Source organism: Polaribacter sp., assembly GCF_051251875.1.
Taxonomy (GTDB): Bacteria; Bacteroidota; Bacteroidia; order Flavobacteriales; family Flavobacteriaceae; genus Polaribacter.
On sequence record NZ_JBPOGL010000019.1, the window covers coordinates 40,794 to 54,252 of the forward strand.

Consider the following 13,459-nt stretch of genomic DNA (forward strand, 5'->3'; position numbering starts at 1 on the left):
AACAAGAAACATGAAAAAAACCAAGTTAATTTTTGCTACCATTATTTTAATGAGTTGTCTATTTATAACCAATACCGCAAGTGCGCAAGACAGAAAAGGACCACCACCAAACGGTGAGCGTAAAGGACCACCAAAAGGAGGTCATAGCCCTATACAATCTAAAACATTAGAAGAAATAGGAGGTTACAAAATAGGAGATGTAGCTACAGATTTTAAACTAAAAAATGTAGATGAAAGTACGTTTTCTTTATCAGACATTACCAATGCAAAAGGATATATTGTTGTTTTTACATGTAATGAATGTCCGTTTGCTAAAATGTACGAAGACCGTTTAATTTCTCTTCATAATACCTATGCAGCTAAAGGATATTCGGTGGTTGCCATTAATCCTAATGTAAATGAAGATAATGACGGAGAAAATTTTGCTGCAATGCAAAAAAGAGCAAAGGAAAAAGAATTTCCGTTTGTGTATTTAGCAGATGAAAATCAGGAAATTTTTCCCAAATACGGAGCCGTTAGAACTCCTCATGTGTTTTTATTAGATGCAGAAAAAAAGGTACAATACATTGGTACAATTGATGACAATGCAAGATCTGCTGATGCTGTTAAGGTAAAATATTTAGAGGATGCTATCAATGCATTAGAAAATGGTAAAAAACCTACTCCAAATTTTACAAAAGCAATTGGTTGTCCTGTAAAAGCAATTTAAAAGTTATAAAACGTTTTTATTAACGTTCTAAAATTATAGTAAAAATAATGCGTGTTTGTTTATGCCAGGGTTTTCTTCTAGAAAATTCTCGTAAACAAAAACGCATTTTTTATATACAAATATCTGAATATGAAAAACCTTACTGTACGTGTCTTGATTTTTGAATCCTCAAAAGAAATTCTATTTAAAATATAACAATGAAACTGTTTCGTAAAATAAGAAGAAATTTAATTGATTTAGGCAAGTTTAAATCGTATGCTTTGTATGCATTAGGTGAAATAGTGTTAATAGTTATTGCTGTTTCTATAGCTTGGAAAATAAATGATTTAAGTGATGTTAGAAAAAACAATATTCTTGTAGATGAAATTTACATCAACTTACAAGAAGAGTTAACCACAAATTTACGTTTGTTAAAACGATCTATAGAAGAAACTACAGAAACCATTGGTTATTTAGAAAATACGTTAAATTATGTAGGTAAAAAAACCAATGAATTATCACAAGGTGCAAAAGATACCATTCTAAATATAGTTATTAAGGAAGTATACCTTCAGGATAGTTCTATAAAATCTATTGTGAGTACTAATAAAATGGAGCTTTTAGAAAATACCAAGTTAAAAGATTTAATTGCAATGTATTTAATTAAAATTCAAAAAATCAATAATCAGAATGAAAAAATAAAAAATATTGTAGCCAACAAAACCAAACCTATTTTAGAAAAACACATTTCATTAGTAGACATACTATCCGATACTAATTTAAAATATAAACATATTAAGGAATTTGGAAATAAATCTGATTACAATGCTTTATTAGAAAACAAAATATATCAAAACAGCATTATTGATCGTTTGATGCAAACTAAAATACAATTAAATTACACAAAAACATTACATAGTAAAACCAAAATTTTACTAGCTACTTTAAAGGAAGAATTAAATTAGTGTCTTTTATTTAAAACATAAATAGTCTTGTTACGGAACAATAAAAGCCGACATTTTTAATGTTGGTTAAAATAATTTCTAAAATGAATAACGCTAAATATTTCATCTATTAATCCATCTCTTTAAGAGGTAAAAAGGTAGTGTTTGTCTATTTCTTTTTATCAACCTAATAGTTAAAACTATTTTTGTCAGAACATAAAATCAAAAACACAAATTATGAAGAAAATTGCATTATCAATCCTTTTAGTTGGTACAATGTTTAGCTGTAATAGTATTAAAAACATTGGCTCATCATCTAGCCTTCAACAAGCAGTAACATTATTAGGTTCTTTAAGTTCAAACTCTACTGTGCAACAAGTATCTAGTCTTTTTACTTTGCTTGATACAAATAAAGATGAAGTTATAGGAACTACAGAAGCCATTGGTACTATATCAGAAAATTTTAATATTTTAGATACAGATAATAGTTCTAATTTAAACCTTACTGAATTAACAGGTTTATTGGCTTTATTGAAATAAGATAATTTTGAAATTGTTAAAAAGAAGGCATACTTTTAAAAGTGTGCCTTTTTTGCTTTTAGCATATTCTGTAACATTTACTAATTGTTCCGTGGCAATTTTGTGTCTTCAAATCAAAAAATAAAGTCTGTTTAAAAAGTGTAAAATTTGTTATTCAGAACTTGTTGTAGCCTCTTAATCATATTGATAATGAATCAACACAAGAAACTGAAATAAATTCAGGTTCACAAAAAATACTTTTAATACAATTTCTTTTATTTCGATCAAAATTACAGAAACTCTTTATTAAAAGAAACCAATATGGTCTATAAAATTATTCTGTTCATAGATACAATTATCGGGTTTGTCTATTCATAACAAAAGGCATTAAACCTAGGTAAAATCTAAGAGTCTTAGAAGTATAAAAAAGAAAGTTTAATCTTTAAATCTTAAAATTATGAAAGCATTTATTAAAGTATACATTTTACCAGCATTGTTTTTAGTAGCACTAACAACACAGGTATCTGCACAATCTCGTAGAAGTACAACAACCACAAGAACAGTTACCAAAACGCCTACAAAAACTACAACAAGAACAACAACAACTCCTAAAAAAAGCACAACTACCAAACGAATTACTAGTAAAAATGTAACGTATAAAAAACCTACAAAAAAAGTAGTTTCTGTTAGAAATGTACCTAATAGAACCGTAGTTAGTCATAGAGGACAAAATTACTATTATTCAAATAATAAATATTACACACAATCTAGAGGTAGATATATTGTTATTGCACCAAAAATAGGATTTAGAGTAAGCATTTTACCTTCTCATTATAAACGTATACGTTTTAACAATTACAACTATTATAATGTAAATGGAACATTTTATATTCATACAAATAACCAATATGAAGTTGTAGAACCAGAAGTAGGAACTATTGTGTATGAATTGCCAGATGATTATGAAAAAGTAGTGATAGATGGACAAACCTATTATGAATATGCCAATATCTTATATGAAAAAGTACAGGTAAACGACACAAGAGCTTATGAAGTAGTGGGTATTATTGATATGGAATAAATAATTTGGTTGATTTGTTGAAGAAAAGGAGGGTAGTTTATAAAACTATCCTCTTTTTTGTCGTAAGAATTAAGCATCAAAATTTTATTCAGGACATGAGCAAATTAAATGATCGGAATAGTTTTTATCAACCAGTTGAATTGTTTTTGTATACGGATAACCGCCGCCAAAACCTAAGTTTTCCATATTTATTGAATAAAAACAACTAAATGAAATAGTGCTATTTACCTTTAAATTATTCGGATTACAAAATTCATTCCTAGTAGAATTACATTTTGTTTTGGTAAGATCGCTAATAACTTCATTCAAAATATATTCTACATCAATTTCATATTTATTGGCAAGTTTAGTATCTATAAAATCTACATATCTACCACTTGGCTGTCCTTTTCTAATGATAGAATCTTTATTAATGGTAAATTCATCAATATAAAACGATTTTAAATCAGCAATTTTTACAAATTTTTCATCTTTATTAAAATCTAAGTTTTCGTATAAAGCTGTAAATGTTTTTGTTTCTAAATTAAAATATTCGGGAATTAAAGCTTGTCTGGTTTTGTCTACCCAAATTTCATGTGTTAAATGTTCAAACCCTAATAACACCTTTCCTTTATTACTAGCATATTTAGAAGTTACCATAGTAATATCTGCAGATTTAGCCAACAGATACACTCCAGAATTTTTACTTCCCGGCAACGGAATTTTATAAGGTTTTGCTAGTATCCATTTTCCTTCGTAAGCACTAGACGGACAATAATCTTGTACTTCATCTTCATTTAAAAATCCGGTATATGTTTCTTTGTGTTCTATTTTTGTAAAAAAGGGACTTAAAGGGTGTTTACTATTCGATTTTACTAATTCTGGAGTCGCTTTTTGCATTGTAAAAAACAAACCTATAATCAAACCAAGTAGCAAACCTAAACTAACATACAAAGCAATAGTTTTCTTTTTATATATAATCTTAGCGGGAGTAATTGGTTCTTTTTTAATTTTGATAAACTCCTTTTTTAACTGTTTATTCTCTTTTAAAACTTTTTGATGCTCTAAAAGTTGGTCTAAATTTCTAATAGACCTCATATAGGTACCTTGGGTTGCAGAACCAGAAATTAATTTACTAAACTGACTAGCACTAATACATAAATCAGAAGATATTTTACCAAAAGAAGTATTGCCAAATTTTGAGATAATTGGGTGATAATCACCGTATAACAGTTGTAATTTGTTTTTAAAAATATCATTAAGATTTCCTTCCATTCGTACTTTAATTATTGTTTTAAACCTACGTAATATCACGTATGATGCGCCGTAAAGCTAGCCAAAATACTGTAAAATACTGTAAAATGATGTAAACAGTCCGTTATTTTGTAAAATTAAAACTTAGTTTGGCCGAATCAAATATGATCATAAAAAATTATCATGTAAAATTTTTGATCAATTGAAACAATTAATTAATAACTAAAAACCAACTAAAACTATTTTAAGATGAGTACAAAAAAACTTTTAATGTTACTAATGCTAATTTATAGTAGCAGCTATGCGCAGAGTAACAAATTAAAATTAAATCTAGATGAATCTGGTAAAACTTATGTAAAAGCGTCCGTAAGAATGCAATTATGGGCACGGTATTTCGATTCTAATCCCGGTACTACTATTAATGGTGAAGCCGCCAATAATGTGTTCGACATTTCTATGAGAAGATTAAGAATGGGAATTTCTGCACAATTAACTCCAAAACTTTATGTGTATTCATTATTTGGAGGAAATAATATGAATAGTAAATCGGAAAGAGATTTTCAGTTTGGTGTGTTAGATTTATATGCCGAATATGAATTTGCAAAAGAATTTGCATTAGGTTTTGGAGAATCTGGATGGGAAGGTTTAAACCGATGGAATGTTAGAAGTAGTAAATCTTTAATGGCAATAGATGCTCCTTTATTTACATTGCTTACCGTTAATAAAAATGATGATATTGCTCGTGGTTTAGGAATCTGGGCAAAAGGACAAATTCATAAGTTCGATTATATTTTGTCTTTAAAAAATACGGTACAATATGGCGTTGCAGCAACAGAAGGAAAAGTGGATTATGCCATTAACAAACCAAGAAAAAGAGTTTCTGGCTATGTGAAATATGAGTTTCTAGATAATGAAAGTAACAAATCTGCCTATAGTGGTGGCGCAGGAACTTATATAGGAACTAAGAATATTTTAAACTTAGGTGCTGGTTTTATGAATCAACCTAAAATGACATCACAACTTGTAAATGGAGTAGAAAAATATTACGATTTTAATAATTGGGCAGTTGATGTCTTTTATGATGCTCCTATTGATAAAGAAAAAGGAACCGCAATAACTACGTATTTAGGATATTATGCTACAGATTTTGGTCCAAATTATATTAGAAATGTTGGTGCAAATGACATCACTTCTGGCGGAACATCTTTTAATGGTAGCGGTAATGATTTTCCGATGATGGGAACAGGAAACACCGTTTTCTTTCAATTAGGATATGCACTCTCTAAACAAAAAAAGAGGTATCAATTACAACCAAATATTGCGATTCAATATTCAGATTTTGATGCTTTGCAAGATAAAATGGTTGTGTACGATGTAGGAATTAACTGTTTCTTTAAAGGACATAGCAATAAATTAAGTCTCGGATATCAAAGTAGACCCGTTTTTCAAAATATAAATAATCAACTTAAAGTTGATCAGCGTAAAGGAATGTTGGTATTGCAGTACCAAATAGAAATTAACTAGTAACAACTTTATAACAATTAACTAAAAGCAATTAACTATGTCATCTTTTGAAGCGAATACAGAAATTAATATGAAATTAATTATTGCCGGACTCCTGGTGTTCTTTGGTATGATTTTTTTCGTAGATCTACAACCCGGTAAACCAGAGGTTACTTATACAGCAGCAATTGCTGTTTTAATGGCCTTTTGGTGGGTTACAGAAGCTTTACCAATAGGTATAACCTCTTTGTTACCTATTATTTTATTTCCAGTTCTTGGCGTTTTAGACGGAAAAGCAATATCAAACGCATATATTAATTATGTCATCTTTTTATTTATTGGTGGTTTTATTATGGCTTTGGCCATGGAAAAATGGGAACTTCATAAACGAATAGCCTTAAAAATACTCGCTATTGTTGGCGGTAGCCCTTTTAGAATTATGCTTGGGTTTATGTTGGCTTCTGCCTTTTTATCTATGTGGATGTCTAATACAGCAACCGCTATGATGATGTTACCTATTGCTTTTTCTGTAACAGCTGCTTTAGAAGAAGTGTACGGTGAAGGAAAAATAAGTTCGTTTGCCGCAGGTTTGTTATTATCTATTGCACACGCTTGTTCTATTGGTGGTATTGCAACCTTGGTTGGTACGCCTCCTAATTTATCATTTTTAAGAATTTTTCAGATTATTTATCCTGGAGCTCCAGAAATTTCATTTGGACAATGGATTACGTTTGCCTTTCCAATTACAATAATGATTTTTGTTTTTTCATTATTTCTATTGTACTTTACCTATAAACCAAAAGGGAAAATTGAAAAACTAGATGCTTCTTTTTTTAGTGATAAATACAAAGCATTGGGCAAAGTAAGTGCAGAACAAAAAAGAGTGTTTATTTTATTTGTTTCTTTGGCCGTTTTATGGGTGTTTAGATCTAATCTTAACATAGGTTTTGCAACCATTCCGGGTTGGAGTTCTCTTTTTAAAAATCCGAAATTTTTAAATGATGGTACCGTAGCTATTTTTGTGGCAATGTTATTATTTATTGTGCCTTCAACTAAAAAGAGGCAAGCTTTAGTGGGCTGGAAAATTATGATTAAATTACCTTGGCATATTGTATTTCTTTTTGGAGGTGGTTTTGCATTGGCAAAAGGATTTATAGATTCTGGTTTGTCTAATTATGTTGGCGCACTTTTAAGCGGAACAAAAGACATGTCTCCTGTAATGCTTGTGGGTACTTTAACGGCAATAATGTCTACACTTACAGAATTTACTTCTAATACAGCAACTACAGAAATGATGTTACCAATTATTTCCGGATTGGCAACAGAAATTAAAGTAAACCCTTTGTTAATTATGATTCCTGTTACCTTGGCAGCATCAATGGCTTTTATGCTACCTATTGCAACGCCACCAAATGCAATTGTTTTTGGTACGGGAAAACTAAAAATGTTTCAGATGATAAAAACAGGTATTATTATCGATATTTTTGCAACAATTATTATTGTAATCATGACCATAATTTGGGGAACTATTATTTTTGATATTGATCCTTCTGTGTATCCAGAATGGGCAGAACAAGCCGTTAAAGTAATAAAGCATTAATGGTAGTGTTTTAAAGTAAAATTCTCATCAATTTTACTTTTTAAAGAATTATTGTACACCCTATTTTATAAAAATGTAGCTATTGTTTCTATAAAGACTTTAGCTACATTTTTTGTTTTACCATGCTAAATTTATTTTGTTTATAAAGTATTTATTACGTTTGCTGGAGCAATATTTAAAAATAAAATATATTTTACGAGTAGTATTTACATGCTAAGTTCCATCTTTAATATGACAAATATTATTGGCAAATTTTATCATAAAAAATCTCCTATTGCTACAAGCAATTTAGGTTGGAATGCTCAAAAACTAATTTTTGTAGTTAGAGAACCATTTCTAAGTAAGTTGTCACAAATTACTATTGGTCATGGTAGTATTACAAAAAATAATACGTTAAAAATTGAATCGAATATGCCCACAAAAGGAATTATTTTTAGTGATGGTATTGAGGCTGATTTTTAAATTTTAATGCCGAGAGTAAAGTAGAAATATCAATTGCTGATGAAAAAGCAATTTTAATACATTCATAAAATGAAATTAAAAACAAAATTATATACAGAACAATTACAAGAATGGCCAGAATCTGGTCATCATATAATGGCACAATTTAATGAAGAAAAAGTGATAGTGTATCAGTCTTACAGACCCGAAATTGGAAATTTTGCAGTAGAAAATCAATTTTTTGGTGGTGCTTTTAGTTTGAATAGAATGACTTGGATAAAACCCAATTTTTTATGGATGATGTACAGAAATGGCTGGGGTAAAAAAGTAGGTCAAGAAATAGTTTTAGCCGTGCATTTAAAACGTGAATCTTTTGAACACTACTTAGCGGAAGCTGTGTATTCTAATTATCAAGAAGATATCTACAAAACCAAAGAAAATTGGCAAGAAGCTGTTAAAAATTCTAGTGTAAGATTGCAGTGGGATCCGGACCATGATCCCTACGGAAATAAATTAGAACGTAGAGCCATTCAATTAGGCATTCGAAATAAGGAAATTGCTTCTTATGCGAAAGAAAGTATTCTTGAAATTGAAGATATTTCAGAATTTGTGAGAGCACAACAAGTTCATGTTAAAAACAATCACTTAAATAAATTAGTAATTCCTTTAGAAAAACCATTTATATCGATGGATAAAAAGGTAAACAATAAATTAAAAATAAAGGTGGAAGAATAACCTAATTTTAAGTGAAAGATGTGTGCCCATTTGCTAAAACTAAAAAATAGTTCGTGATAAAAATGCTTTCCAAAGGCTATTTTACAGCTGAACTAAAATATTATTTTAACCTTCAGAATAGGAGCAAAGTAAGAAAATTGGTACACAGAAAATTTTAATGGTCATCTAAATTATTGGTTTTATCTTTGCAAACTAATTTAGATTTCAAAAACATCAAAGCAATCTTATTTTTTATAAAAAAACAAAGAGTTTTGGGCTTTTTGTAAAAGCATGAATAATCATTGTTAAACATCATTAAAAGGAATAAAAATAAGTAGTTGTTATGAGTAAAAGCATCAATAATCTAGATATAAAAGCCTGCATTGTTACCTTAGAGAGTTTATTAGAAGATACCAATAAAATTTTCGAAATTCCTGAAGAACAAAGAGTGGCGCTTTTTAAAGCGGCAGGTGCTTTAACAAGACCCAATAGAGACGAGTTTCAACGAAGAAGAAAAGATGCTAAAAAAGCGGCGAAACGGAAAATGATAGAAAGCGATAAGCATGCAAGAAAATCAACCGGAATTCGTTCTGCTCGTGAATCTGCTTTGTTTGTTGCTCCAAAATTATTAGCTACGGCTTCAATTCCTGAAGATACTCCAGAATTAGAATCGCCAAGAAACTGTTATGTCTGCAAAGCGGTATTTACCAAATTGCATCATTTTTATGATACCATGTGTACTTCATGTGGTGATTTAAATTATGCAAAACGTTTTCAAACTACAGATTTAAAAGATCAAGTAGCAGTAATTACAGGTTCTCGTTTAAAAATTGGGTATCATATTACTTTAATGTTATTGCGCTCTGGTGCTACGGTTGTTGCTACTACACGTTTCCCCGCAGATTCTGCAATTAGGTTTTCTAAAGAAGATGATTATAAACAATGGAGCGATCGTTTGCATATTCATGGCTTGGATTTACGACACATACCAAGTGTAGAAATTTTTTGTAATTATATTGAGCAAAAATACAATCGATTAGATATCTTAATAAATAACGCTGCTCAAACAGTAAGAAGACCGTCTGGCTTTTATTTCCATTTAATGGAAAATGAAAAATTACCTATAAATCAATTACCAAAACTAGCACAAAGGCTGCTTAAAGATCACGAAAGTTGTTTGGCAGAATTATCAAACTTAAGTGTTAGTGCTGCTAAAACCAGTAAGAACAATGTTTTACCGGTAACTTGGCATGGACCAGAACCAGGAATTGGTTTGCGTAATTCGGCAGAATTATCTCAAATTCCGTATAGTTTCGATAACTCTTTACAAGCGGCAGAAGTGTTTCCAGAAGGAAAATTAGATGCAGATTTGCAACAAGTAGATTTACGAAAAACAAATAGTTGGCGTTTAAAATTGGGCGAAATTGAAACTACAGAAATGGTAGAAGTGCAATTAGTAAATGCTGTAGCTCCTTTTGTGCTTTGCAATCGTTTGTCTAATGTAATGATGAAGGAAAATACGGGTAAAAAGCATATTATCAACGTATCGGCAATGGAAGGGAAGTTTCACCGATTTAAAAAACAAGACAGGCATCCGCATACAAATATGGCAAAAGCAGCTTTAAATATGTTAACGCATACTTCGGCAGCAACATTTGCAAAATCTGGTATTTATATGAATGCTGTAGATACAGGTTGGGTTACAGATGAAGATCCTGCAGAATTGTCAAAGAAAAAGGTCGATGTGCATGATTTTCAGCCTCCTTTAGATATTGTAGATGGCGCTGCCCGTGTAATGGATCCGTTAATTGATGGAATTAACACTGGTAAACATTGGTCTGGTAAATTCTTAAAAGATTATTTTCCTATAGATTGGTAGCATAAAATGATATCTTCAATGTTATGTAATTTATAGTGTTGGCATTTGAAGTTGTTCTTAATTGTTGTCACAAAATAAAATTAAAACCTAAAATATTTTTTTATTACTAACCGATTGTTTAGTTTTGTGGCGTACTTAGAACCAATGGCAAGAAAAAAGAAATATAATGAAGACGAGGTTGTTGAAAAAGCAATGAAACTTTTTTGGCGAAAAGGGTATGAAACCACGTCTATGCAAATGCTAGAGAAAGAAATGGGCATTAATAAGTTTTCTATTTATGCTAGTTTTGGAAATAAACATGGTCTTTTTCTAGAAAGTTTAAAATGCTACAAAGCAAGGGTACATGTGGTTTTAGATAAATTTAAAAATGCTTCTAATGGAGTGGAAGATATCAAACAATTTTTTTATGATTCTGTAAGTTCTAATTTTAAAGACGACCATATAAAGGGATGTTTGGTAACAAATACGTATAATGAGTTTTCAAATACAGAAGATGCGTTAATCAAAGAACAAATGAATGCTTTTATGGATAATTTAAAAGAGTTAATCATAGAGAAATTAAAAATGGAGGGAACAAGAAGTTTAGAAACCGTTCAAAAGCAAGCTAATTTTTTACTCTTAGCAAAACATGGTTTGGCAGCTGCAGCAAGGGTAAACGATAAGCAAGAAATTGAAGATTATATAGAAATGACTTTTAAAAATATATAAACATTTTTTTTACCTAATAACTAAACGATTGTTTAGTTAAAATAAACATAAATAATAAATTAAAATAGAAATTATGACAACTTTAAAAATTAACAACATAGAAACTGCTCCAGAAGGAAGCAAAGCATTGTTAGAAAAATCTCAAAAAGGATTCGGTATGATTCCAGGACTACACGGTGTTTTATCATCATCTCCACAAACCTTTGAAGCTTACCAAACGCTACATCAATTATTTACAGAAACTTCCTTTAATGCAGAAGAATTAACGGTTGTTTGGCAAACAATTAATGTAGAACATGCATGTCATTATTGTGTGCCTGCTCACACAGGTATTGCAAAAATGATGAAAGTAGATGACACTATTACAGAGGCTTTGCGTAATGAAACTCCTTTAGAAAATGCTAAATTAGAAGCTTTACGTACGTTAACCTTAACAATTACTCGTAATAGAGGTCATGTAAATCAAGAAGATTTAACAGCATTTTATGCAGCTGGTTACGGTGAGCAACAAGTGTTAGAAATTATTTTAGGTTTGTCTCAAAAAGTAATTAGTAACTATACAAACCACATTGCAAATACACCAGTAGATGCTCCTTTTAAAGCGTTTGCTTGGAGTAAAGAAACGGTATAATCCTTTATCAAATAAAAAAACCATTTTAAACCTTCTGACGTATTCAGAAGGTTTATCAGCATTAAAAACTGTTTGAAATTTCTGTGAATTATCCAAACTAAAAAGTTGGTAAAAAGAGAAAATAAAAGATATAACTTCATTATTTTTTAAAGATGAAAAACAACCATACCTTAAAACCAAAAGTACTTTTTTTTGATGTAAATGAAACGCTGTTAGATCTTACCCAAATGAAAAAACAGGTAGGCGATGCTTTAGGCGGAAAGGAAGAATTACTGCCTTTATGGTTTACAACAATGTTGCATTATTCTTTAGTGACATCCGCATGCGGAAATTATAAACCTTTTGGACATATTGGCGCTGCTGCTTTACAAATGGTTGCAGCAAATCATGGCATTTCAGTCTCAGAAGAAAATGCGCGCAACGTAATTGTACATGCAATGCAAAATTTACCTCCTCATAAAGAAGTAAAAGAAGCATTGTCTCAATTAAAAAAAGAGGGTTACAAATTAGTTGCGTTTACCAACTCTTCAACCATAGGTTTAAAAAATCAATTTGAAAACGCCGGACTCACTAATTTTTTTGATAAGAGCCTTAGTGTAGAAGAAACCGGTAAGTTTAAACCACATACAGAGACGTATCTTTGGGGAGCTTCTAAAATGAATGTTCAGCCAGCAGAATGTATGTTAATTGCAGCTCATGGATGGGATGTATATGGCGCAATGAATGCCGGTTTTAGAACTGCTTTTGTGGCAAGACCTGGCCAACAATTGTTCCCGTTAGCTCCCAAACCAGAAATTGTAGCATCAAACTTAAAAAAAATAGTAGAGATACTCGTAACTTATAAATAATAATATGGAAAAATTAAAAATAGACATCGTTTCTGATGTTGTTTGTCCTTGGTGTACCATCGGATACAAACGTTTAGAAAAGGCAATTATAGCACTTGATATTCAAGACCAAATAGAAATTGAATGGCACCCTTTTGAGTTGAATCCGAATATGCCTGCAGAAGGTCAAAATATTACAGAACATCTTGCAGAAAAATATGGTGCAACTGCAGCACAACAAGAAGAGTCGAAACAAAACATGACGGAAGTTGGAGAGGAATTAGGTTTTACTTTCGATTATTTTGATGACATGCGCATGGTAAACACCTTTAACGCTCATGTTTTATTAGAATATGCCAAAGATTTTGGTAAACAAACCGAATTAAAAATGCGCTTAACAACTTCCTTTTTTAGTGAACGCAAAGATGTTTCTAAGAGAGATATTTTAAAACAAGCTTTATTAGAGGTTGGTTTAAATGCAGAAGAAGGTCTGGCTAAATTAGACAATGAAGAAGTACGAAACCAAGTAAGATTCAAACAAAACTATTGGAAAAATTTAGGCGTTAATTCAGTGCCTACTATTGTTTTTAATAGAAAAAGTGCCGTAACGGGTGCTCAACCCATTGCTATTTTTAAGCAAGTATTGTCAGAATTCATCAAAGAGCAACAAACAGTTTAAAACGCTTTATAA

The 13,459-nt window shown here is 30.6% G+C and carries 14 protein-coding genes; 13 read left to right on the top strand and 1 reads right to left on the bottom strand.

Features of this window, described 5'->3' with window-relative positions:
• Positions 1-10 precede the first annotated feature (10 nt).
• The 4 genes from ACSHW5_RS10005 to ACSHW5_RS10020 all read left to right on the top strand — a co-directional run bounded on the left by ACSHW5_RS10005 (position 11) and on the right by ACSHW5_RS10020 (position 3,232).
• On the top strand, positions 11-709 hold the full coding sequence (locus ACSHW5_RS10005) for a thioredoxin family protein (RefSeq protein WP_435675989.1): 699 nt from the start codon (positions 11-13) through the stop codon (positions 707-709).
• A gap of 197 nt (positions 710-906) precedes the next feature.
• On the top strand, positions 907-1,653 hold the full coding sequence (locus tag ACSHW5_RS10010; protein ID WP_435675990.1) for a hypothetical protein: 747 nt from the start codon (positions 907-909) through the stop codon (positions 1,651-1,653).
• A gap of 216 nt (positions 1,654-1,869) precedes the next feature.
• Positions 1,870-2,172, top strand: a complete 303-nt coding sequence (locus ACSHW5_RS10015; protein WP_435675991.1) for a hypothetical protein — start codon at positions 1,870-1,872, stop codon at positions 2,170-2,172.
• Between the two features lie 436 nt (positions 2,173-2,608).
• Complete coding sequence (locus ACSHW5_RS10020) at positions 2,609-3,232, top strand: DUF6515 family protein (protein WP_435675992.1); 624 nt, start codon at positions 2,609-2,611, stop codon at positions 3,230-3,232.
• Positions 3,233-3,316: 84 nt separating this feature from the next.
• On the opposite strand, the gene ACSHW5_RS10025 is transcribed toward ACSHW5_RS10020, so the two are convergent.
• Positions 3,317-4,486 (bottom strand): hypothetical protein, encoded by a 1,170-nt coding sequence (locus tag ACSHW5_RS10025; RefSeq protein WP_435675993.1) that lies wholly within the window; start codon positions 4,484-4,486, stop codon positions 3,317-3,319.
• A 228-nt stretch (positions 4,487-4,714) separates the two neighbouring features.
• Between ACSHW5_RS10025 and ACSHW5_RS10030 the strand changes: the two genes are divergently transcribed.
• From ACSHW5_RS10030 to ACSHW5_RS10070, 9 genes are all read left to right on the top strand, one after another.
• Positions 4,715-5,989: a porin gene (locus ACSHW5_RS10030; protein WP_435675994.1), complete on the top strand. Its 1,275-nt coding sequence runs from the start codon at positions 4,715-4,717 to the stop codon at positions 5,987-5,989.
• Between the two features lie 37 nt (positions 5,990-6,026).
• Positions 6,027-7,568: an SLC13 family permease gene (locus ACSHW5_RS10035; protein WP_435675995.1), complete on the top strand. Its 1,542-nt coding sequence runs from the start codon at positions 6,027-6,029 to the stop codon at positions 7,566-7,568.
• 231 nt (positions 7,569-7,799) lie between these two features.
• Complete coding sequence (locus ACSHW5_RS10040) at positions 7,800-8,030, top strand: hypothetical protein (RefSeq protein WP_435675996.1); 231 nt, start codon at positions 7,800-7,802, stop codon at positions 8,028-8,030.
• A 69-nt stretch (positions 8,031-8,099) separates the two neighbouring features.
• On the top strand, positions 8,100-8,744 hold the full coding sequence (locus ACSHW5_RS10045) for a DUF4291 domain-containing protein (RefSeq protein WP_435675997.1): 645 nt from the start codon (positions 8,100-8,102) through the stop codon (positions 8,742-8,744).
• A gap of 322 nt (positions 8,745-9,066) precedes the next feature.
• Positions 9,067-10,602, top strand: a complete 1,536-nt coding sequence (locus ACSHW5_RS10050) for an SDR family NAD(P)-dependent oxidoreductase (RefSeq protein ID WP_435675998.1) — start codon at positions 9,067-9,069, stop codon at positions 10,600-10,602.
• 144 nt (positions 10,603-10,746) lie between these two features.
• Entirely contained in the window at positions 10,747-11,310 is a 564-nt protein-coding gene (locus tag ACSHW5_RS10055) for a TetR/AcrR family transcriptional regulator (RefSeq protein ID WP_435675999.1), read from the top strand.
• 73 nt (positions 11,311-11,383) lie between these two features.
• Positions 11,384-11,941, top strand: a complete 558-nt coding sequence (locus ACSHW5_RS10060) for a carboxymuconolactone decarboxylase family protein (RefSeq protein ID WP_435676000.1) — start codon at positions 11,384-11,386, stop codon at positions 11,939-11,941.
• 152 nt (positions 11,942-12,093) lie between these two features.
• On the top strand, positions 12,094-12,789 hold the full coding sequence (locus ACSHW5_RS10065) for a haloacid dehalogenase type II (RefSeq protein ID WP_435676001.1): 696 nt from the start codon (positions 12,094-12,096) through the stop codon (positions 12,787-12,789).
• A 4-nt stretch (positions 12,790-12,793) separates the two neighbouring features.
• Positions 12,794-13,447 carry a DsbA family oxidoreductase gene (locus tag ACSHW5_RS10070; RefSeq protein ID WP_435676002.1) on the top strand — a complete coding sequence of 218 codons (654 nt, stop codon included), beginning with the start codon at positions 12,794-12,796 and terminating at the stop codon, positions 13,445-13,447.
• Positions 13,448-13,459: the final 12 nt, after the last annotated feature.